This is a genomic window from Pseudonocardia sp. ICBG1293 (genome assembly GCF_020131355.1).
Lineage (GTDB): Bacteria > Actinomycetota > Actinomycetes > Mycobacteriales > Pseudonocardiaceae > Pseudonocardia.
The window spans coordinates 58692-78912 of the sequence record NZ_JAHLEL010000057.1 but is presented as its reverse complement, the minus strand read 5'-3'; the positions used below and the strand labels follow the sequence as shown (position 1 = coordinate 78912).

19 protein-coding genes and 2 tRNA genes are annotated in these 20221 nt (G+C 74.0%); 6 read left to right on the top strand and 15 right to left on the bottom strand.

Annotated elements, in window-relative coordinates:
• Positions 1-65: 65 nt before the first annotated feature.
• The 3 genes from KPF47_RS33230 to KPF47_RS33220 all read right to left on the bottom strand — a co-directional run bounded on the left by KPF47_RS33230 (position 66) and on the right by KPF47_RS33220 (position 2978).
• The gene (locus tag KPF47_RS33230; protein WP_224392687.1) at positions 66-1067 is read right to left on the bottom strand and encodes a triacylglycerol lipase; all 1002 of its coding nucleotides are present in this window, start codon (positions 1065-1067) and stop codon (positions 66-68) included.
• Positions 1068-1206: 139 nt separating this feature from the next.
• On the bottom strand, positions 1207-2415 hold the full coding sequence (locus tag KPF47_RS33225; protein WP_224392686.1) for an acyl-CoA dehydrogenase family protein: 1209 nt from the start codon (positions 2413-2415) through the stop codon (positions 1207-1209).
• A gap of 32 nt (positions 2416-2447) precedes the next feature.
• Positions 2448-2978, bottom strand: a complete 531-nt coding sequence (locus KPF47_RS33220) for an SCP2 sterol-binding domain-containing protein (RefSeq protein WP_224392685.1) — start codon at positions 2976-2978, stop codon at positions 2448-2450.
• A 99-nt stretch (positions 2979-3077) separates the two neighbouring features.
• On the opposite strand from KPF47_RS33220, the gene KPF47_RS33215 reads away from it, so the two are divergent.
• Complete coding sequence (locus KPF47_RS33215) at positions 3078-3683, top strand: TetR/AcrR family transcriptional regulator (RefSeq protein WP_224392684.1); 606 nt, start codon at positions 3078-3080, stop codon at positions 3681-3683.
• Between the two features lie 48 nt (positions 3684-3731).
• Here KPF47_RS33215 and KPF47_RS33210 read toward each other — a convergent pair whose 3' ends face one another.
• Both KPF47_RS33210 and deoC read right to left on the bottom strand, forming a co-directional pair.
• On the bottom strand, positions 3732-5507 hold the full coding sequence (locus KPF47_RS33210; protein WP_224392683.1) for a hypothetical protein: 1776 nt from the start codon (positions 5505-5507) through the stop codon (positions 3732-3734).
• Positions 5508-5589: 82 nt separating this feature from the next.
• Positions 5590-6312: a deoxyribose-phosphate aldolase gene (gene deoC, locus KPF47_RS33205; protein ID WP_224392682.1), complete on the bottom strand. Its 723-nt coding sequence runs from the start codon at positions 6310-6312 to the stop codon at positions 5590-5592.
• 165 nt (positions 6313-6477) lie between these two features.
• On the opposite strand from deoC, the gene KPF47_RS33200 reads away from it, so the two are divergent.
• Complete coding sequence (locus tag KPF47_RS33200) at positions 6478-6942, top strand: STAS domain-containing protein (RefSeq protein WP_224392681.1); 465 nt, start codon at positions 6478-6480, stop codon at positions 6940-6942.
• On the opposite strand, the gene KPF47_RS33195 is transcribed toward KPF47_RS33200, so the two are convergent.
• Positions 6918-8366: an NAD(P)/FAD-dependent oxidoreductase gene (locus KPF47_RS33195; RefSeq protein WP_224392680.1), complete on the bottom strand. Its 1449-nt coding sequence runs from the start codon at positions 8364-8366 to the stop codon at positions 6918-6920. The two genes, KPF47_RS33200 and KPF47_RS33195, sit on opposite strands and share 25 nt — an antisense overlap.
• A 113-nt stretch (positions 8367-8479) precedes the next feature.
• On the opposite strand from KPF47_RS33195, the gene KPF47_RS33190 reads away from it, so the two are divergent.
• Positions 8480-9427, top strand: a complete 948-nt coding sequence (locus KPF47_RS33190; RefSeq protein ID WP_224392679.1) for a calcium/sodium antiporter — start codon at positions 8480-8482, stop codon at positions 9425-9427.
• Between the two features lie 227 nt (positions 9428-9654).
• Here the strand turns inward: KPF47_RS33190 and KPF47_RS33185 are convergent, their stop codons facing one another.
• The 3 genes from KPF47_RS33185 to KPF47_RS33175 all read right to left on the bottom strand — a co-directional run bounded on the left by KPF47_RS33185 (position 9655) and on the right by KPF47_RS33175 (position 13021).
• Positions 9655-11367, bottom strand: coding sequence for a SpoIIE family protein phosphatase (locus KPF47_RS33185; protein ID WP_224392678.1), 1713 nt, complete (start codon positions 11365-11367; stop codon positions 9655-9657).
• Positions 11368-11432: 65 nt separating this feature from the next.
• Positions 11433-12617: an RNA polymerase sigma factor gene (locus KPF47_RS33180; protein WP_224392677.1), complete on the bottom strand. Its 1185-nt coding sequence runs from the start codon at positions 12615-12617 to the stop codon at positions 11433-11435.
• The gene (locus KPF47_RS33175) at positions 12614-13021 is read right to left on the bottom strand and encodes a YciI family protein (RefSeq protein WP_224392676.1); all 408 of its coding nucleotides are present in this window, start codon (positions 13019-13021) and stop codon (positions 12614-12616) included. Before KPF47_RS33175 ends, KPF47_RS33180 begins: the two co-directional genes overlap by 4 nt.
• Positions 13022-13143: 122 nt before the next feature.
• Between KPF47_RS33175 and KPF47_RS33170 the strand changes: the two genes are divergently transcribed.
• Complete coding sequence (locus tag KPF47_RS33170) at positions 13144-13572, top strand: SRPBCC family protein (RefSeq protein WP_224392675.1); 429 nt, start codon at positions 13144-13146, stop codon at positions 13570-13572.
• Positions 13573-13591: 19 nt separating this feature from the next.
• Here the strand turns inward: KPF47_RS33170 and KPF47_RS33165 are convergent, their stop codons facing one another.
• Positions 13592-14461: a helix-turn-helix transcriptional regulator gene (locus KPF47_RS33165; RefSeq protein ID WP_224392768.1), complete on the bottom strand. Its 870-nt coding sequence runs from the start codon at positions 14459-14461 to the stop codon at positions 13592-13594.
• Between the two features lie 185 nt (positions 14462-14646).
• Between KPF47_RS33165 and KPF47_RS33160 the strand changes: the two genes are divergently transcribed.
• Together KPF47_RS33160 and KPF47_RS33155 are read left to right on the top strand one after the other, a co-directional pair.
• Positions 14647-15351 carry a DUF3159 domain-containing protein gene (locus KPF47_RS33160; protein WP_224392674.1) on the top strand — a complete coding sequence of 235 codons (705 nt, stop codon included), beginning with the start codon at positions 14647-14649 and terminating at the stop codon, positions 15349-15351.
• 38 nt (positions 15352-15389) lie between these two features.
• A complete protein-coding gene (locus tag KPF47_RS33155) occupies positions 15390-16376 on the top strand; it encodes an SDR family oxidoreductase (protein ID WP_224392673.1) in 987 nt (328 codons plus the stop codon).
• A 72-nt stretch (positions 16377-16448) separates the two neighbouring features.
• Here the strand turns inward: KPF47_RS33155 and KPF47_RS33150 are convergent.
• From KPF47_RS33150 to gyrA, 5 genes are all read right to left on the bottom strand, one after another.
• Positions 16449-16524, bottom strand: a tRNA-Ala gene (locus KPF47_RS33150).
• Between the two features lie 36 nt (positions 16525-16560).
• Complete coding sequence (locus KPF47_RS33145; RefSeq protein ID WP_020628481.1) at positions 16561-16671, bottom strand: DLW-39 family protein; 111 nt, start codon at positions 16669-16671, stop codon at positions 16561-16563.
• A 38-nt stretch (positions 16672-16709) separates the two neighbouring features.
• Positions 16710-16783: transfer RNA gene (locus KPF47_RS33140), tRNA-Ile, on the bottom strand.
• A gap of 96 nt (positions 16784-16879) precedes the next feature.
• Positions 16880-17608 (bottom strand): DUF3566 domain-containing protein, encoded by a 729-nt coding sequence (locus KPF47_RS40610; protein ID WP_224392672.1) that lies wholly within the window; start codon positions 17606-17608, stop codon positions 16880-16882.
• A gap of 99 nt (positions 17609-17707) precedes the next feature.
• Entirely contained in the window at positions 17708-20218 is a 2511-nt protein-coding gene (gene gyrA, locus KPF47_RS33130) for a DNA gyrase subunit A (protein ID WP_224392671.1), read from the bottom strand.
• Between the last annotated feature and the right edge of the window lie 3 nt (positions 20219-20221).

Below are 20221 nucleotides of genomic sequence, written 5' to 3'. Positions count from 1 at the left end.
CGGGCCCGCTGCAGGACCCGGTGGGATCTCCATCCTCCCCGGGCCCCCGCGGGCACGCCCACCGGTCACCCCCGGGCGTAGTCCCGCAGCGGCGGTTCGGCGGCCACCCGGGGCTCGGTGGCGACGCTGGTCGCGACCTGTCCCAGCAGGCGTGCCTCGTTCACCGGGAGCTGCGTCCGGTCGACCGCGGGCATGACGTCGCGCAGGCAGACCGCGCGGTCGATCCGGCGGGTGTCGGCCGGGCCGTCGTGGTCCAGCGCGTCGGCGACGACGGCGTACCCGACCGGGTCGGTGGTGCCCATGCTCAGGTGCTCGGCGACGTGCACCGGGCAGATCGACTGGACCGCGACGTTCGCGACCCGGCCCGCACCGTCGCGCCGCAGCTCCGAGCTCGCCGCGGGCGGCAGGTTCGGGACGACGACCTCGTCGGTCACCGTGTAGACCACGGTGTAGTCGATCCCGGCGAACGTCTCCGGCCCGTCGTTCAGGGCCGTCAGGAACCGCGAGCCGGTCCGCTGCTGCCAGAACGCGGGGACGCAGCCGGGCCCGCAGACCGGGTACGCGTCGAGCGTGCCGTGGTTCGACGGGTCGATCCCGATCACGTCGGTGACCATGGCGCGGGTGTCCGGCCAGTACTTCAGCGCCCAGCGGGGGACCATGCCGCCCTGGCTGAACCCGACGACGGAGATCCGGCCGCCCGCCTCGTCGTGCAGGGTGCGGATCGCGTGGACGACGTGCTCCGCCGCGATCTGGATGTCCCCGGTGGCGTGCGCCGGCAGCTGCACCCAGCAGTAGGCGCGCCCCTCGCCGGCGAAGGCACGGGCGTAGTTCCAGTCGAAGTTCACGTCCGGGTCCAGCGTCGTCCCGGGCACCAGCAGGACGGGGGCACCCGCGGAACCGGCGGGGTCGCCTTGGCAGGTGAGGCTCTCGTCCAGGCCGGGCGCGGTGAGCGCGGGACCGGGGTCGGCCGCGCGCTCCGGGGAGGCCGCCGCCACCCCCGCGGCGCCGGTCAGGCAGGCCGCCGCGACGGCCAGCGCGAGCAGGGTGGACCTCGTCGTCCGTGCCATGTGTTCCCCCCGTTACCGATCTTCCTGACCGGTGAACGAGGGCGATGGCCTGCGGTGACGCGTTGTCGTCGAAGTGACGATGAAACGTGTGTGCCGGGCCGGGCCGGTCCGCGGTGTACGGCGGACCGGCCCGCCGGGCTCAGGCCAGGTGCCTGCCCGAGATCGCGCGGGCGATCACGAGCTGCTGGATCTGCTCGGTACCCTCGAAGATGTCGTAGATCTTCGAGTCGCGGTGCATCCGCTCCACGGGGTGCTCGCGGGAGTAGCCCGCACCGCCGAGGATCTGGATGGCGCGCTCGGTGGCCCACACCGCGACCCGGCCGGCCTTGAGCTTGGACATCGACCCCTCCCCCGCGGTGAACGGGACGTTGTTGCGTCCCATCCACGCGGCCCGGTGCACGAGCAGCCGGGCGGCGTCGATCTCGGTCTTCATGTCCGCGAGGGTGAAGGAGATCGACTGGTTCTCGATGATCGGCCTGCCGAACGCGACGCGGTCCTTGGCGTACTCCAGGGCGTACTCGTAGGCGGCCCGGGCGATGCCGATGGCCTGCGAGCCGACCGTCGGGCGGGACAGCTCGAAGGTCTGCATCGCGGCCGAGCCCTTCGACCTCTCCCCCGACCGGGCGCGGGCGAGCCGCTCGTCGAGCTTCTCCTTACCGCCGAGCAGGCAGGAGCCGGGGAGCTTCACGTCGTCGAGGAAGACGTCCGCGGTGTGCGACGCGCGCAGACCCATCTTCTTGATCTTGCGGGTGGACTCCAGGCCGGGCGTGTTCGGCGGGACGACGAACGCGGCCTGCCCCTTGCTCCCCAGGCCTGCGTCGACGACGGCCTGCACGACGTGGATGTTCGCGATCCCGCCGTTCGTCGCCCACGCCTTCTGGCCGGTGAGGGTCCACTCGTCCTTCGCCTCGTCGTAGACGGCGCGGGTGCGCATCGCCGAGACGTCCGAGCCCGCCTCGGGCTCGGAGCTGCAGAACGCGCCGACCTGCGGCTCCGAGGCGTCGCCGTAGCACTGCGGGATGAACTCGACCATCTGCTCGGGCGTGCCGGAGGCGAAGATGCCGGCCACCGCGAGGGTGGTGCCGAAGATCGCCATGCCGATGCCGCCGTCGCCCCAGAAGAGCTCCTCGTTGACCAGCGGCATGGACAGGCCGGTCTCGTCACCCCAGAAGGAGGCGAGGGTCTCGAAGTTGTAGAGCTCGATCTTCGCGGCCTCCTGCAGGATCGGCCACGGGGTCTCCTCGCGCTCGTCCCACTCGGCGGCGGCCGGGCGCACGACGTCGGCGGCGAAGCCGTGCACCCACTCCTGCAGCTCGCGGTGCTCCTCGGACAGTTCGAAGGAAGTCATCTCAGCTCTCCGCTGGTCGGTCGCGGTTCTCGTCAGGCAGACGGGATCTGGAACATCTTCTGCAGGGCGGTCGCGAAGCCGACGTCGCCGGAGACCTTGAGCTTGCGGGTCATGAACAGGGTCACCGGGTTGGCGTTGTTGGTCGCGACCTTGAGGAACTCGGTGCCCGGCATCGTGAGTGCGGTGCGGGGGTCCTCGTCGGTGCCGTGGGTGACCGTGCAGGTGCCGTCCTGCAGGACGGTCTGGAAGCTGTCGACCGTCGAACCGTCCTTGATGTGCCAGTGCACGACCTGACGGTTCGAGCTCGCACCCTTCGACGAGTAGAACTCGCTCATCCGCCCGAAGATCGCCTCCAGTACCGGCCGGCGGACCTCGGAGGACATGACGGTCGCGAGCTGCTGCTTGGAGGCGCTCTTCACCAGGCGGGCGAACGGCGACGGATCGACGTCCTTGGGATCCCCGTCGCGCAGCGCGGTACCGAGGGTGGCGATCAACTGCTCGTCGGACAGGGACTTGGGGTCGACGCTGCGCCCCAGCTCGTTGATGTCGACCGTGTCGGCCATCGCTCGTTCCACCTCGCCGTGGTTCACACAAGTGTCCGGTACTCGCCGTACCGGATCAGGACGGGGCGTACTTTACGCAGCAGTAGCTATGCTGTCGAGATGGCACTCCCACCCCGCCGCAGGCTCCCGCCGGCACAGCGGGAGAAGCAGGTTCTCGACGCGGCGGTGCGGGTGTTCTCCCGGGACGGGTTCCACGACGCGTCGATGGACGCCGTGGCCGACGAGGCCGGGCTGTCGAAGCCGATGGTCTACACGCACGGCGGGGGTTCGAAGGAGGAGCTGCTGCGACGGTGCATCCGTCGCGAGTCCGAGCGGCTGCTGGAGTCCGTGTCCGGCGCCGCCGCCGGGGCACCGGCCGACGCCGAGATCCGCCTGCACCGCGGGCTGCGGGCGTTCTTCACCAGCGTGACCACCCATCGCGACGGCTGGTCGGTGCTCTACCGGCAGGCCCGGACCGGGGCACTCGCGGACGAGGTGCACGCGGCGCGCCACCGCATCGTCGACCGGGTGGCGCAGCTGCTGGCCGCCGAGCTGGCCGTCCCCGCGGGCGTGGACCCGGCGACGGTCACCGCCCCGGTCGCGGCGGCGCTGGCGGGCGCGGCCGAGGGACTGGCCGACTGGGCGGGCGACGGCGGGGACCCCGACGACCTCGCCTCGACGCTGATGGCGCTGGTGTGGCCCGGGCTGGAACGCCTGCGCGAGTGATCCGGGGCCGTCCTGCCGGTGCGGACCCCCGGATCGGCCGGACGGCTGTCAGCCCTCCGTGGCCGGGCGCGTCACCAGACGCCGGGTGCGGTCCGGGAGCCGGTCGACGATCCGGCCGATCCGCTCGGTGGTGCCCTGCAGCGGGGCGAGCGCGTCGGCCAGCACGCCGATCTGCCGGTCGAGCGCGTCGATCCGGGCCGCGACCGACCGCAGGTCCGGGGCGACGGCGGTCAGCTGGCTCGCGGCCTGCGCGAGGTTGACGTCCAGCGCGGCCAGTCGCGGGGTCCCGTCCGCGTCGGCGTCCGCGACGGCCGCGGCGATCCGCCGGACGGCGCCCTGGTCGCCGGTGGCTGCGGCCAGCGCGGCGAGGTCCTCGCGCACGGTGGCGAGCACCCGCAGCGGTTCCACCGCGCCCGCGAGGGCGGCGAGGTCTCCGGGGGTGCGGGCAAGCTCCTGCAGCGGTCCGACCGCCTCGGCGAGCCGCGCGAGGTCGGCGCGGGTCGCGGCCAGCTCGTGCACCGCGGGGACGGCACCGGTGAGGCTCTCCAGGTGCTCGCGGGCCGAGGCCAGCTCCCGCAGCGGCTCGACGGCGCCGGCGAGCTGCGCCAGGTCGGCGCGGGTGGCGGCGAGCTCCCGGAGCGGGGCGACAGCGTCGGCGAGGCGCTGCAACGAGGTGACGGCACCGGCGAGCGCGGCGAGGTCGCCCGCGGCCGGGGCCAGCTCCCGCAGCGGCGCCGCGGCACCGGCCAGCTCGTGCAGGTCCCCGCGCACCGCGGCCAGCTCGGACAACGGCCCGACGGCGGCGCCGAGCTCCCGCAGGGACTCCACGGCCCCCGCCAGCTCCGACAGCGAACCGACGGCCGTACTCAGCTCGCGCAACGGGCCGACCGCGGTACTGAGCTCGGTCAGCGGTCCGACGGCCGTACCCAGCTCACGCAGGGGCTCCACCGCCGTACCCAGCTCACGCAGCGGTTCCACCGCCGTGCCCAGCTCGATCAGCGGACCGACAGCGGTGGCGAGCTCACGCAACGCGTCGACCGCGCCCGCCAGCTCCGACAGCGGCCCCACCGCGGCCCCCAGCTCCCGCAGCGCCTCCACCGCCCCCGCCAGCTCCGACAGCGGCCCCACGGCGCCCGCCAGCTCCTGCAGCGAGGCCACCGCCGCGCCGAGCTCGCGCAGCGGCCCGACCGCAGCGGCGAGCTCGTGCAGGTCGCCGCGGACCCCGGCGAGCTCCCGCAGGTCCTCCCGCATCCCCGCCAGCTCGTGCAGGTCCCCCCGTACCGCGGCCAGCTCGTGCAGGTCCCCGCGGACCCCGGCGAGCTCGTGCAGGTCCTCGCGCACGCCCGCGAGGTGGTGCAGGTCCTCGCGCACCGCGGCCAGCTCGTGCAGGTCCTCGCGGACACCGGCCAGGTGGTGCAGGTCCTCCCGCAGACCGGCGAGCTCGTGCAGGTCGTCGCGGGCGCCGGCCAGCTCGCGCAGCGGTCCGGCCGCTCCCGCCAGCTCGACCACGGCCGCGGTCAGCCGGTCGATCCGCTCCACGGTCACCGGGTCGTCCCACAACGTCACGACCCGGCCGAGCACGTCGTCCAGGACCGGGGCGATGCCGGTCAGCGCGGCGTCGACACCGGCGATGCGGCGCGGGAGCGCGGCGACGTCGGCCGCGACCGACGGCAGTGCCTCGACCGCCCGCGGCGCCCCGGCCAGCCACCCGGGCAGCCGGCGACCGACCTCGACGGCCGCACCGACCGTCCCGAGGGCGGCCCCGATCAGTGTCCCGGTGACCCCCGCGGGCGACCAGGGGCTCGGGAGGGGCTGCGTCGCCATCGGTCTTCCTCCGGGGCTCGCGGGAACGTGCTCGGGTCAGCTTCGCAGATCGGACGGCCCGGCGTGCCCCTCGGTGGACCCCTCAGTACGACGCGTCGTCCACCCGGGCCGCCGCCGCGCCACCGGCGTCGCGGGCCGCGGCGTCGTCGAGGATGGTGGCGGTTCCGCTGGTGCCGAAGCGGGTGACACCCGCGGCGTGGAAGGCCAGGACGGTGTCCAGGTCCCGGACCCCGCCCGAGGCCTTGACCTGAACCTGCGACCCGACCGTGGCGCGCATGAGCGCGACGTGCTCGGGGGTCGCACCGCCGCCGGCGAACCCGGTGGAGGTCTTCACGAAGGCCGCGCCGGCCGCCTCGGCCGCCCGGCAGCCCGCGACCACGTCGTCGTCGGAGAGCAGCGCGGTCTCCAGGATCACCTTCACGACCCGCCCGTCCGCGGCCTCGACCACGGCTCGGACGTCGTCCCGGACGTCGTCGGTCAGTCCGCTGCGCAGCCGGCCGATGTTCAGCACCATGTCCAGCTCGGCGGCACCGTCGGCGATCGCCTGCCGCACCTCGGCGACCTTGGCCGCGGTGCTGGTCGTGCCGTGCGGGAACCCGATCACGGTGCCGACGGCGACGCCGGTCCCCGCGAGCCGGGCGACCGCGTGCGCGACGTCGGACGGGCGCACGCACACGCTGAAGATGCCGTAGCGGGCGGCGACGTCGAGCTGGGCGTCGACCTCGGCGCGGGTCAGCTCGGGCTTGAGGATCGCGTGGTCGATCATCCCGGCGATCGCGGTGGCGGAGAGGGTCGTAGCGCTCACGGTGGTCCTTCGGGGCCCGGCGGGAGGATCACCCCCGCGGGTGGTCGGCGGTCGTGCGAAGGCTACGCGCCCACGGGGCCGCCGATCAGCACATGCGGTCACGGCCACCCGCTGCAATGCTGGTCGGACGTCCCGGAGATCCCGGTGGCGGAAAGGGGCCCGACCATGGCGGACGACGACCGCTCCGCTCCGGATGCCGCGCAGGCCGCAGTTCCCGGACCGACGTTGCGCTTCGAGCAGTCCAGCCACCCGGCGGGCGCCACCGTGCTGCACGCGATCGGCGCGATCGACGACGAGACCTCCCCCGACCTGTGGGTCGAGATGGGCATCTGGTCCGAGGCGGGCTCGGAGCTCATCCTCGACCTGACCCGGGTGGACTTCCTGGGGACGGCCGGACTGAACTCGCTGCTGCAGTCGCGGGACATGCTCGGCGCCGAGGGCAAGCGGCTCCGCGTCCACTGCGGGTCGAGCCGCGCGGCACGCCGTGCGCTGCAGGTGACCGGCGCGATGGACCTGTTCGACGTGGTGGACCGGATTCCCGACGAGCCCGTCCCGTCGCGGACGATGCTGTTCGGCGTGCCGGACCCGGACGTCCGGCTCGACGGTCAGCGCCGCTCGAACGACGGGTAGCCCGCGGCGGCCTCGTCGTCGCAGGCACGGGCCACTCCGGCGACCCCGCCGGGCACCGCGTACGGCGGGACCGGCTCCGCCGGCGCCGTCACGGCCTCGATCGTGGACAGGCCGTCGGCGTCGAGGTCACCGACGGCCCGGTCGACCCACTCGACCTGGGCCTGCAGGCAGGCCGCGTCGTTGCCGTACCCGAGGGTCGGCGCGAGCGGGGTGAACAGGTTCGGGAAGCCGGGGTGCACCATCCCGAGCAGGCCCGCGCCGGTGCCGAGCGGCCGTCCGCCGCGGCCGACGACCTCGATCCCGGCCCGGGTCGCGGACGGGTCGAAGCCGGTGGCCAGCACCATCGCGTCCAGCCCGACGACGGTCCCGTCGGCCAGCTCGACCCCGTCCCGCCGGATCCGCACGACCGGGTTCCGCCCGACGGGGACCACCTCGACGTCGTCGCGGTGGAAGCTCTCCAGCCAGCCCTGGTCGGTCGCGACGGGTCGGAGGCCGTAGTCGTCGCCGTCCGGCACCAGCGCGGCCGCGAGACGGCCGTCGGCCAGCCGGGCCCGCATCCGGTCGCGGACGACGGCGCCCACCGCGGCCCGCAGCTCCGGGTCGGCCGCGAGGCCGGGGAGCCGGGCCGGGTGCAGCGCGAGCGGGTCCCCGTCGTACGCGCTCCCCAGGCTGTGGAGTCCTTTGTGGACAAATGAGTGCCCGGTGCCGGAGGGGGTCGTCCGGACCGCCTCGCGCATCGCGGGCAGCCGGTCGCGGTAGGCCGCGCGTTCCGGCCAGCCGTACATCGGGTTGGCCGCGGGCAGTACGTATCGCGGCGTCCGGGCCAGGACGGTGAGCCGGCCTACCCGTCCGACCAGCGCCGGGACCAGCTGGACCGCACTCGGCCCGCACCCGAGCACGCCGACCCGCAACCCGTCGAGACCGGGTCCGCGGGCGGGCCATGCTCCGGTGTGGACGACCGGACCCGCGAAGTCCGACCGGCCGGGGACGGGGTCGGTGCGGGGCGCGGTGAACGCACCCGTGCAGCGCAGCAGGAACCGGGCCGACAGGATGCCGTGGCCGGTCCGGACCCGCCACCGGCCGCCGTCCCAGCGGGCACCGGTGACCGGTGTGGACAGTCGTAGGTCACGGTGCAGACCGAGCCGGTCGGCGACGAAGCGCAGCCAGCGGAGCACCTCGTACCCGGCGGGGAAGCGCTCGCTCCAGCCCCAGTCGCGGTAGAGCTCCTCGGAGAACAGGTACTGGTAGGCGGGGCCCTCGGTGTCGATACGGGCCCCGGGGAACCGCTGGTGGTGCCAGACACCGCCGAGCTCGGGTGCGACGTCGACACAGGTGACCCGCAGACCACGCCGGCGCAGCAGGTGCAGCGCGTACAGCCCGGCGACCCCCGCGCCGACGACCACGACGTCGTGCTCGTCCTCCACCGGACCAGGGTGGCCGATCCGGGGGCGCACCGGACGGACCTGTCTCAGATCGACACGCGCCGCCCGGTGGGCGAGGCTGTCCCCGTGGGTTCCGGCGGGGCGCGGTAGCGCCGGTGGACGCGATCCTCCTCGGGGTCGGCGGCCTGGTGCTGCTGCTCGTCGGTGCGGAGCTGCTGGTCCGGTCCGGCAGCAGACTGGCGACCCGGCTGGGCCTGTCCCCGATGGTCATCGGGCTGACGGTCGTGTCGGTCGGCACGAGCCTGCCCGAGCTCGCGATCGGCATCGATGCGGCGCGCTCGGGAAGCCCCGGCATCGCCACCGGCAACATCGTCGGGACCAACCTGGCGAACCTGCTCCTCGTGCTCGGCCTGGGCGCGCTGCTGCGGCCGGTCGTGTTCGACCGGCGCACGCTGCGCCACGACCTGCCGGCGATGGTCGCCGCGGCGCTGCTGCTGTTCGCGCTGGCGCGCGACGGGTCGATCGGCCCGGTCGGCGGCGGGGTGCTGCTGCTCGCCGCCGTCGGCTACGTCGTGCTGGTCCTGCGCACCTCCCCGCGCGAGGACGTGGCGGCCGAGGCCGACGCCGGGGACGCCCGCGGCGGCCCCCTGGTCCAGCTGCTGGTGCTGGCGGTCTCGCTGGTGCTGGTCGTGCTCGGCGCGGAGTGGCTGGTGGACGGTGCGGTCCAGGGTGCGCTGGTGCTGGGTGTCGACGACGCGGTGATCGGGCTGACCGTCGTGGCGCTCGGCACCTCGGCACCCGAGCTGGTGACGATGCTGGTCGCCGTCGCACGCCGGGAGACCGGACTCGCCGTGGGCAACCTGGTGGGCTCCAGCGTCCTGAACATCGCGCTCGTGCTGGGCGCCACCGTGCTCGCCGCCCCCGGGGCGACCGTCGAGGTCCCGCCGGACGTCGTCGACTCCGACCTGGTCCTGCTGGTGGTCGCGACCCTGGGCACCGGGCTGGCGATGCGGACCGGGGCCCGGCTGTCGCGTCCGGAGGGCGGGCTGCTGGTGCTGGGATACGCGGCCTACCTGACCTGGTTGGTCCTCACCCGGGTGTGAGCGGGTGCCGCACACTGGACCCATGAGCACTCCCGACGACGCCTGGTCCTGGCCCGACCCGACCCGACGACCGCGGCGCACGACCTGGCCACGCACCTGGAGGACGCCGCCCGCGCCCTGCGCGAGGGCCGCGCCCGGGTCGGCCGGTCCGCGACCGGCACCGGATCGGACGGCCACCGGCAGCTGGAGATCGACCTGACCTGGCGCGACGACGCCCCGTAGGCCGGTCAGCGGGCGGCGAACTCGGCCCACACCCGCGTGCCGCGGCCGTGGGTGTGGTGGCCCCAGGCCCGCGCGACGGCGTCGACCAGCTGCAGGCCCCGCCCCCGCGCGGCACGCGGGTCGACCGGCTGGATCGACGGGCTGCCCGTGCCGTCGTCGTCCACCTCGATGCGCAGGGCCCCCGGTCCGCGGACCAGGGTCAGGCGGAACGCCGTCCGGGCGTGGTCGACGACGTTCGCGACGAGCTCCTCGATCACCAGCATGGCGTCGGCGAGGGTCGCGGGGGCGAGGCCCCAGCCGGTCAGGACGCGTTCCGCGGAACGCCGTGCCTCCCGTCCGGCGCGCGGGTGCGGGTCGTACTCGGTGACCACCCGGTCGTCACCGTCGGCCGTACCGGGCTCCTCGACCCGGACGACGACGACCCCGGCGTCGTCGCTGAGGTGGGTGCCGCAGTGCGCGAGCGCGGCACCGGTGAGCGCGCGGGCGATCGTGTCCGCGTCGGCGTCCGGGGGGAGCGCGGCCAGGGTGCGCCGTGCCCCCTCCTCCCCCAGCTGCTCCCAGTGTCCGCGCGTGTGGGCCTCGGTGATGCCGTCGGTGTAGAGCACCAGGCTGTCGCCCGGCGCGAGGGTGACGGTCCCGCCGGCGACGATCGGGGTGATCCCGATGCCGAGCACCAGTCCGCCGCCGCCGTGGAACCCGGCGCTGCCGTCCGCCCGTCGCACGAGGGCCGGCGGGTGCCCGGCCGAGGCGAGGTCGGCCCGCCAGGTGTCGGCGGGGCCGCGGCGCAGCGACGCCAGCGCGGCGGTGACGAAGCTGACGCGGCCGTCGAACCAGACGTGCAGGACGTCGTTCACGGTGCGCAGGACGGCGGCCGGGTCGTTCTCGAAGTGCGCGGCGGTGCGGGTGGCCGAGCGGGCCAGCGCGGTGGTGCGGGCGGCGGCGGCGCCCTTGCCCTGGACGTCGCCGATCACCACGGCGACGCCGTCGGGGGTCGGGACGGCGTCGTAGAAGTCGCCCATCACCTCGACGCCGGTGCCGCCGGGCAGGAAACGGGCGGCGATGTCGACCCCGGGCAGCCGCAGGGGCTGCGCCGGGAGCAGCGACTCCTGCAGGGTCCGGGCCAGTGCCTCGGTCTCGGCGGCGGCACGGGCGGCGGCGAGGGCCTGCCGTTCGGTCCGGCGCAGGGACAGCCGCAGCGCGATCTCGCCCTCGACGGCGTCGGCCAGGGTGCGGATCGTCTCCCGGTGCAGCGCGGTCCACTCCCGGACGACGACGTCCATCGCGCAGAGGTTGCCCACGACCTGGCCGTCGGGGTCGTGCACCGGTACCCCGAGCCAGGCGGCCGCACCGAAGCCGGTCATCAGCGGCAGGTCGCGCAGCCGGGGGTCGGCCGCCACGTCGCCGGCGCAGATCTCGTCGTCGTACTCCACGACGACCTTGCACCCGCTGTCCTCGACCGGGGCCGACCAGACGCCGTCCGGCCCGACGACGTGCACCGGGTCGGGCGTGCCCTTGAGGAAGGTCCGCATCTCGTCGACGACGGTCAGCGTGACCGTGGGGGTGCCGAGGACCACCGCGACCAGCCGGGTCAGGCGGTTGAACGCCTCCTCCGGGCCGGTGTCGAACAGCCGTGTGGCCCGTACGGCGGCCAGCCGGGCCGGGGACCGCAGCGACGACGGTGCCGCGACCGCAACGGGATCGTCCGACACCAGGCTCATTCCGGTGATCCTCGCACCGCGGCGCGCCGCCGTCGCGTCGGTGCAGCCGTGGGACCGCGCGTTCGTCAATTCTGACGATGCGTTCCCTCCGTGGAGGCGGTGTGCAGGCGGGCGGCACACCGTGTCAGGTGGTCCCGTTCGGCCGTGTTCGACGCCAGCGCCGCCGCCTCGACGTACAGCCGCGCGGCCGTGGCCCGGTCTCCCGCGCGTGCGCACAGGTGGGCGCGGACCGCGGTCCAGCGGGGCAGGGCGGGATCGAGCTCGTCGAGCGCGGCCAGCCCGGCCCCCGGCCCGTCGGCCTCCCCGACGGCGACGGCACGGTTGAGCCGCGCCACCGGGCTTCCGGTGAGCCGGACCAGCTCGTCGTACCACTCGACGATCTGGGGCCAGTCCGTGTCCTCCGCCCTGGGCGCGTCCGCGTGCAGGGCGGCGACGGCCGCCTGGGCCTGGAACTCGCCGAGCCGGTCGCGGGCCAGCGCCGCCTGCAGGACCGCGACCCCCTCGGTGATCAGCGCGGTGTCCCAGCGACCACGGTCCTGCTCGGCCAGCGGCACCAGCTCGCCGGCCGGTCCGGTCCGGGCGGCGCGGCGCGCGTGGTGCAGCAGCATCAGCGCGAGCAGGCCCGCCACCTCGGGATGGTCGACCGACTCCGCGAGCCGCCGGGTCAGCCGGATCGCCTCGGCGGCCAGGTCGACGTCGCCGGAGTAGCCCTCGTTGAACACCAGGTAGAGCACCCGCAGGACGGTCGCGACGTCACCGGGCCGGTTCAGCCGCTCCCCGGCGACGGTGCGCTTGGCACGGCTGATCCGCTGCGCCATCGTCGCCTCCGGCACCAGGTAGGCCGCGGCGATCTGACGCGTGGTGAGTCCGCCGACGGCGCGCAGGGTGAGCGCGACCGCCGAGGACGGCGACAGCGACGGGTGCGCGCACAGGAAGTACAGCTCGAGCGCGTCGTCGTGGTCCGACGCCGGCCCCGGTACCGGCTCGGCCTCGACCCGTTCCTCCCGGCCGCGACGTGCGGTCTCCGACCGGGTGGCATCGAGGAAGCGGCGCCAGGCGACCGTCACGAGCCAGCCCTTCGGGTCCCGCGGCGGGTCCGCCCGCCAGGTCCGCAGGGCCTCGACCAGCGCGTCCTGTACGGCGTCCTCGGCCGCCGCGAAGTCCGCCCCGCGGCGGCCGAGGATCCCCAGCACCTCCGGCACGAGACCACGCAGCAGCGCGGCGTCGGCCCCCACCGGTCCGCCGGTCATTCGGTGACGGTCGGCGGGGCCTCGAGGAACGGGCGCAGCTCGATCCACTCGTGGATCGGCTCCCCGCCGGCGCCGGGCGCCGCCGACAGCGCGCCGGTCAGCTCGACGGCCCGCTCGTAGCTGTCGACGTCGATGATCATCCAGCCGGCGACGAGGTCCTTGGTCTCGGCGAAGGGCCCGTCGGTGACGGGCGGGCGGCCCTCGCCGTCGTAGCGGACGAAGGTCCCCTCCGGCGCCAGCGCCTGGGCGTCCACGAACTCGCCGGTCTCCTTCAGGGAGTCGGCGAAGTCCTGCATGAACCGGATGTGCGCGGTCACCTCCTGGGGCGCCCAACGGTCCATCGGCACGTCGTTCTTCGGGGCCGGTGCGCCGCGGTAGTGCTTGAGCAGCAGGTACTTGGCCATGGTTGGTCTCCTCGGTGCTCGTCGCGGCCCATCCTGGCCGCGCACACCCCGGGGACGGAACCGGACGCGCGTCCTCGACATCTCCGGTCGATTTTTCTCGTACTCGTCAGTAGGCTCCGGACATGATCAGAGAGACGTCCGTCCGCGCCGTGTCCGCGACACCCGAGGCGGTGTGGTCGGTGCTCTCCGACCACGAGGGCATGTCGACCTGGGCGCCCGGGCTCAAGGTGGCGGTGACGAGGGCCGGGACGCCGGAGCCGAACGGTGTCGGTGCCGTGCGCAAGGTCGGCATCGGGTCGCCCGGTCCGATCGTCGAGGAGGTCACGACCTTCGAGCCGGGGCGACGTCTCGGCTACCGGGCCCTGGCCGGTGTGCCGCTGCGGAACTACCGCGGCGAGGTCACGCTGCGACCGGTCGGTACCGGCACCGAGATCACCTATGCGGTCGAGGCCGACAAGCGGCTGCCGGCGGGCGAGGCGCTGCTCGTGAAGGGGCTGTCGAAGGTGCTGCTGTCCGGGCTGGTCCGCGGGATCGGCGCCGGGCCGCGCTGACCGCCCGCCGCCCCACGGGTCACGGCCCGGCCGGCTCGCCGTGCCGGTGCCAGGCGGCGGACGGTGCCCCGAGGACCGAGAGGAGCTGCAGCTTCTCGTGCGTCTCGCTGCCCGGGACGGCGGTGTAGACCAGCAGCAGGTGGGACTGCTCGGGGTCGAGCAAGGTCTGACAGTGCAGTTCCAGCGCGCCGACCTCGGGGTGGACGAGCCGTTTCAGGTCGTCGGACCGGACGCCGATCTCGTGGGCGTCCCACAGCGTGCGGAACTCCTCGTCGTGCGGGTGGAGGAGATCGGCGAGCCGGGCCGCTCGGGAGTCCGGCCCGCGCCGGGCCGCGACCGCGCGCAGGCCCGAGACGTAGCGCCGCGACAGCAGCGCGTGGTCCTCCGGTGGGTAGAGCCTGCGGGCGCCGGGCTCGGTGAACCAGCGGTAGCCCACGCTCCGCCTCGGCCCGGTGAACCCGGTCGTGTCGCCGGTGAGCGCGACCCCCAGTGACGTCTGGCGCAGCGTCTCCCCGAGTTCGGTGACGATCTCGGCGGGGGTGTCGACGAGCCGGTCGAGGATGCGCAGCAGTCCGGGTCCGATGTGGTCGCCGCCGGCTCCACGGGCGGGCGGGTGCTGCCCGGCGAGCCGGAACAGGTGGTCGCGCTCGTCGAGCGACAGGTGCAGGCCCTGGGCGATCGCGGCGATCATCTGCTCCGACGGCCGCGGGCCGCGCTCGCGTTCGAGGCGCGCGTAGTAGTCGGCCGACATGTGGCACAGCGCCGCGACCTCCTCCCGGCGCAGCCCGCTGGTGCGGCGGCGCTGCCCCCGCGGGAGCCCGACGTCCTCCGGCTGCAGCACCTCACGACGCCGGCGCAGGAACTGCGCCAGGCCCGTCCGGTCGATCATCCGTACCGCCTCCCGGTCGCTCACGGATCCGTTCCTACCGCGACCCGCTGCGCGCAGCCACGGACTGCCGATCCACCCCACCGGCTCCGGGCGGTCCGCTCAGCCACGGATCGACAGGCCGTGGCTACCGGCCCGCGTCGCGACGAACGTGGTCGGCACACGGCCACCGACCCGAGGAGTCCACCGTGCCGAACGAACTCGCGTCCCTCGACCCGACCGCGACCGTCCCACCGGGTCGCCCGGAGGACCACCGCTCGGACGGGCGGGCACCGGCCGCGACACTCGGCGCCGCGATGCGCACCGGCCTGGAGCGGTCCGGTGGCGTGCTCGGCATCCTCCTCGCCGCCACGCCGGCCGTCGCCTTCGTGCTCGCCGACGCTGCGGGCGGTCTGAGCTGGGCCTTCGTCGCACTCGCCGTGACGGCACCGGTGACGTTCGGGGTGCGACTGGCACGCCGGGAGTCCCTGCGGGGTGCGGTCGTCGGTCTGGCGGTGGCCGGGGTGTGCGCCGCCGTCGCCGGGTTCTCCGGCGAGGCGCGGGCGTTCTTCCTGTTGCCCACGCTGGTCCCCGCCGCGCTCGGCGTGCTGTTCCTCGGCTCGGTCCTCGTCCGCCGGCCGGTGACCGGGACGTTGTTCAACCGCCTGGCCGGCGGCCCCGACGACTGGCGCGACCACCCCCGGCTGCTGCGCGTCTACACCGTCAGCACGCTGGCCGGTGCCGCGCTCCACGCGCTCAACCTCACCCTGCGCGCCCTGGCCTACCTGGCGGACCAGCCCGCCGTCCTCGCCGCCCTCGGCGTCGGGGCCGTTCCGGTCTTCGCCGCACTCGCCGCGGCCACTCTCGTCGCCGCCCGCCGCGCGATCGGCGACCGCAGCGCCACCGCCGCCTGACCACCACCCGACCTCGAACACCCCACCAGGGAGACACCGTGTCCGACACCCGCGACATCATCATCGGCGACCTGACCGGCCGGCTCGCCGTCGTCACCGGCGCCAGCGACGGCATCGGGCTCGGCATCGCCACCCGGCTCGCCGCAGCAGGGGCCGAGATCGTGCTGCCCGTCCGCAACCGGCGCAAGGGCGAGGCCGCGGTCGGTGCGATCCGCATGCGGGCCCCCGGCGCGACCGTGTCCCTGCGCGAGCTCGACCTGTCGTCCCTCGGCTCGGTCGCCGCGCTCGGCTCCACGCTGCGGGGCGAGGGCCGCCCGATCCACATCCTGGTCAACAACGCCGGTGTCATGACCCCGCCCCGGCGGGCGAGCACCGTCGACGGGTTCGAGCTGCAGTTCGGCACCAACCACCTCGGTCACGTCGCCCTCGTCGCGCACCTGCTGCCCCTGCTGCGTGCCGGCCGGGCACGGGTGACCTCCCAGCTCAGCGTCGCCGCCCGCCGCGGCCGGGTCGTGTGGGACGACCTCCAGGCGCAGGCCGCCTACGGCAACGGGATGGCCGCGTACGCCCAGTCGAAGGTGGCGCTCGGGCTGTTCGCCCTCGAGCTCGACCGCCGCAGCCCCGCCCGGCGCTGGGGCATCACCAGCAACGTGTCGCACCCCGGGATCGCCCCGACCAGCCTCCTCGCCGCACGTGCCGAGGTCGGGCGCGATCAGCCCGCGCGGGGACGACGGGTGATCGGCGCGCTCTCGGCGCGCGGCGTCCTCGTCGGGACCCCGCAGAGCGCCGGGCTTCCCGCGCTGTACGCCGTGACCTCCACGGACGCGCACGGCGGGAGGTTCTACGGGCCCGACGGGTTCGGGGGTCTGGGTGGTGCGCCCGCCGAGCTGGGCCTCTACCGGCCCCTGCGCAGCACGGACGACGCCGAGCGCATCTGGCGCGTCTCGCAGGAGCTCACCGGCCTGAACTGGGACGACGTCGTCGTCACCGCCACCGACCACCGCGCGGCGGACCCGCGGTCATGACGGCGTGGTGATCGGGTCCGGACGACCGGACGTCGTCCTGGTCCCGGCAGCGCCGGGCACGGCAGTCACTGCTGGTGGAGACAAGGGGAATCGAACCCCTAACCCCCGCCTTGCAAAGGCGGTGCTCTGCCAATTGAGCTATGTCCCCTGGTGGGTCCCGATCACGGTACCCCGGGAGGCGGGGTCAGCGGGTGGTGGCCTCGTGCCACAGGTCGTCGGACCCGACACCGCGGAGGCGGGACCAGCCGAAGTAGGCGGCACCGGCGGCTACGGCCAGCACGAACAGCTTCTTCACGGAGGTCTCCTCACGAGTGACCATCGGAGGGGGAGGTGTGGGCCTAGCTGGATTTGAACCAGCGACCTCATCGTTATCAGCGATGCGCTCTAACCAACTGAGCTATAGGCCCGTGCAACAGGAGAAACACTACCGCACGGGGTCGAGCGGGTGACGAAGGGGGTCCCCCTCCGCCCGGCCCCGTGCGGGGTGCGCGACGACGCTCCGGTCAGTCCCGCTCGGACAGCGTGACCTCGATGCCGCCGACCAGGTCGGCGGCCACGTTGTAGACGAACGCGACCACCGTGATGGCGACGGCGAACAGCAGGCTGTTCACCGCGCCGACGACGGCGGCGAGCCCGAAGACCCGGCCGACGCTGATCAGTGAGCCCCCGGTCTCCTGCTGCGAGGTGACGAGGTCGGCGTAGGTCCCGTTCAGCCGGTCCCAGACGCCCATCCCGCCGAGCACCCCGTAGAGGACGCCCGCGGCGACCATCCACACCAGCCACAGCACGACGGCCAGGGCCAGCGCCATCTTCAGCACCGACCACGGGTCGAGCCGTTTGAGCTGCAGCAGCGCCTGACGCGGCGGCCGGTTGCGGACCGAGGCACGCGGTGTCTCCGCCGGGGCGGTGCCGTTCTCCCGCTGCTCCGGGTCGCGGACGGCGGTCGTGGTGCCGCCGGCCGCCCCCGGGCCCGGGGCGGTCATGAACGCGGTCGGGGCCTCGCTGAGCAGCGAGTCCGCGACCGAGCCGCCGTCGCGGTCGTCGTGGGTGTCGGGCACCCGGCGCCACGGCGGCGGCGAGGCCGCGGTCGGATCGGCCGCGGGCTCGGCGTCGTCGCGCGGGCCGGGTACGTGGTCGGCCGGGGCCGCCGTCGTCGTCGCCGGGTCGTGGTCGGCGTCGGTGGCGACGGTGCGGGCCTCGTCCTGCGACGGGGTGCGGTCGTCGGTGCTCACGACTGGGAGCTCTCCTCGCTGGTCGTCGCTCGGTACTGCCCCGGCCCCACGGCGTGTGCCGGGTGGCCGGCCCCTGGGGACCGGCCACCCGACCTGGCACTACGCCTGCTGGCCCGGGTCCTCCTCGGTCTCCTCCGCGTTGCGGGCGACGGCCAGCAGCGTGGAGGTCTCGCCCAGGTTCATCAGGCGGACTCCCTTCGTCTGCCGGCCGGCCTTCCGCACCTCGCGGGCGGAGGTCCGGATGACCCCGCCGGTGGAGGTGATCGCGTACAGCTCGTCGTCGATGCCGACGATGAGCGCACCGACCAGCGTGCCACGCCGACGGTCGTACTGGAGGGTCAACACTCCCTTCCCGCCACGGCCCTGAACGGGGTAGTCCTCGATCGGGGTGCGCTTCGCGTAGCCACCGGTGGTCGCGACGAGCAGGTAGGTGTCGGACCGGATCACGCCGAGGGCCAGCAGCTTGTCGCCCTCGTTGAACCGCATCCCCAGGACACCGGAGGTGGCGCGGCCCATCGGGCGCAGCGCGTCGTCGGACGCGGTGAACCGGATGGACTGACCCTCGGCGGACACGAGGAGCAGGTCGTCATCACCCGAACAGAGGACGGCGCCGACCAGCTCGTCGTCGTCGCGCAGGTTGATGCCGATCAGGCCGCCTGCCCGGTTGGAGTCGAAGTCGGTCAGGCGCGACTTCTTCACCAGGCCGTTGCGGGTGGCCAGGACCAGGTACGGCCGCGCCGAGTAGTCCTTGATCTGCATGACCTGGGCGATCTCCTCCTCCGGCTGCAGGGCCAGGAGGTTCGCCAGGTGCTGCCCGCGGGCGGTGCGGTTCGCCTCGGGCAGCTCGTAGGCCTTGAGCCGGTAGACCCGCCCGCGGTTGGTGAAGAACAGCATCCAGTCGTGCGTGGAGCACACGAAGAAGTGGTTGACGATGTCGTCCTGCTTCAGCTGCGCGCCCTGCACGCCCTTCCCGCCGCGCTTCTGGGCGCGGTACAGGTCGGTCTTCGTGCGCTTGGCGTAGCCGGTGCGGGTGATCGTGACGACGACGTCCTCGACCGCGATCAGGTCCTCGTCGGTGACGTCGCCGTCGAAGCCGACGATGCGCGTGCGCCGGTCGTCGCCGTGGGCCTCCACGAGCTCGGCGAGCTCGTCGCGGACGATCTGCCGCTGGCGCTCCGGACGGGCCAGGATGTCCTGGTAGTCCGCGATCTCGCGCTCGATCTCGGCGAGCTCGTCGATGATCTTCTGGCGCTCCAGCGCGGCCAGCCGGCGCAGCTGCATGTCCAGGATCGCCTGGGCCTGGATGTCGTCGACGTCGAGCAGGTCGATCAGACCGGCGCGGGCGACGTCGACCGTGGCCGAGGCCCGGATCAGGGCGATGACCTCGTCGAGCGCGTCCAGCGCCTTGACCAGACCACGCAGGATGTGGGCCCGCTCCTCGGCCTTGCGGAGCCGGTAGCGGGTCCGCCGGACGATGACCTCGATCTGGTGCCGGACGTAGTGCCGGATCATCTGGTCGAGGCGCAGGGTGCGCGGCACGCCGTCGACGATCGACAGCATGTTCACACCGAAGCTGTGCTGCAGCTGCGTGTGCTTGTACAGGTTGTTCAGCACGACCTTGGCGACGGCGTCGCGCTTGAGCGTGACCACGATCCGCATGCCGATGCGGTCGCTGGACTCGTCGACGATCTCGGAGATCCCGGCGATGCGGCCGTCGCGCACCATGCTCGCGATCGACTCGATCAGGTTGTCCGGGTTGACCAGGTAGGGCAGCTCGGTGACGACCAGGGTGGTGCGCCCCTTGGTGTCCTCCTCGACCTCGACGACGGCGCGCATCCGCACCGAACCGCGCCCCGTGCGGTACGCCGACTCGATGCCGTCGCGGCCGACGATGAGGCCGTGGGTCGGGAAGTCCGGGCCCTTGATGCGCTCCATCAGCGCTTCGAGGAGCTCGTCGTCGGTGGCGTCGGGGTTGTCCAGGCACCACGCGACGCCGGCGCCGACCTCGCGCAGGTTGTGCGGCGGGATGTTGGTCGCCATGCCGACCGCGATGCCGGAGCTGCCGTTGATGAGCAGGTTCGGCACCCGCGAGGGCAGGACGACCGGTTCCTGGGTCTTGCCGTCGTAGTTGTCCAGGAAGTCGACGGTCTCCTCGTCGATGTCCTGGAGCATCGCCATCGCGAGCGGCGAGAGCCGGCACTCGGTGTACCGCATGGCCGCGGCGGGGTCGTTGCCGCGCGATCCGAAGTTGCCCTGCCCCTGGATCAGCGGGTAGCGCATCGACCAGGGCTGGGCCAGCCGCACGAGGGCGTCGTAGATCGCCGAGTCGCCGTGCGGGTGGTAGTTGCCCATCACGTCGCCGACGACGCGGGCGCACTTGACCGGGGCCCGGTCGGGCCGGAACCCGTTCTCCCCCATCGAGTAGAGGACGCGGCGGTGGACCGGCTTGAGCCCGTCCTCCACCAGCGGCAGCGCACGCCCGACGATCACGCTCATCGCGTAGTCGATGTACGAGCGCTGCATCTCCTGCTGGATGTCGACCGGTTCGACCCGGCCCCCACCCTCTCCGCCGCCGGCCGCGGGCGCGGCGGGGTCGATCGTGTCCGTCACGAA

Bases quoted from the DNA above. Each gene is read 5' to 3' on its own strand.
- KPF47_RS33200 (WP_224392681.1), top strand. From the start codon at position 6,478: ATGGCGGACGACGACCGCTCCGCTCCGGATGCCGCGCAGGCCGCAGTT.
- KPF47_RS33175 (WP_224392676.1), bottom strand. From the start codon at position 13,021: ATGGCCAAGTACCTGCTGCTCAAGCACTACCGCGGCGCACCGGCCCCG.
- KPF47_RS33180 (WP_224392677.1), bottom strand. From the start codon at position 12,617: ATGACCGGCGGACCGGTGGGGGCCGACGCCGCGCTGCTGCGTGGTCTC.
- KPF47_RS33225 (WP_224392686.1), bottom strand. From the start codon at position 2,415: ATGACTTCCTTCGAACTGTCCGAGGAGCACCGCGAGCTGCAGGAGTGG.
- KPF47_RS33185 (WP_224392678.1), bottom strand. From the start codon at position 11,367: ATGAGCCTGGTGTCGGACGATCCCGTTGCGGTCGCGGCACCGTCGTCG.
- KPF47_RS33210 (WP_224392683.1), bottom strand. From the start codon at position 5,507: ATGGCGACGCAGCCCCTCCCGAGCCCCTGGTCGCCCGCGGGGGTCACC.
- KPF47_RS33215 (WP_224392684.1), top strand. From the start codon at position 3,078: ATGGCACTCCCACCCCGCCGCAGGCTCCCGCCGGCACAGCGGGAGAAG.
- KPF47_RS33230 (WP_224392687.1), bottom strand. From the start codon at position 1,067: ATGGCACGGACGACGAGGTCCACCCTGCTCGCGCTGGCCGTCGCGGCG.
- KPF47_RS33220 (WP_224392685.1), bottom strand. From the start codon at position 2,978: ATGGCCGACACGGTCGACATCAACGAGCTGGGGCGCAGCGTCGACCCC.
- KPF47_RS33165 (WP_224392768.1), bottom strand. From the start codon at position 14,461: ATGATCGACCGGACGGGCCTGGCGCAGTTCCTGCGCCGGCGTCGTGAG.
- KPF47_RS33170 (WP_224392675.1), top strand. From the start codon at position 13,144: ATGATCAGAGAGACGTCCGTCCGCGCCGTGTCCGCGACACCCGAGGCG.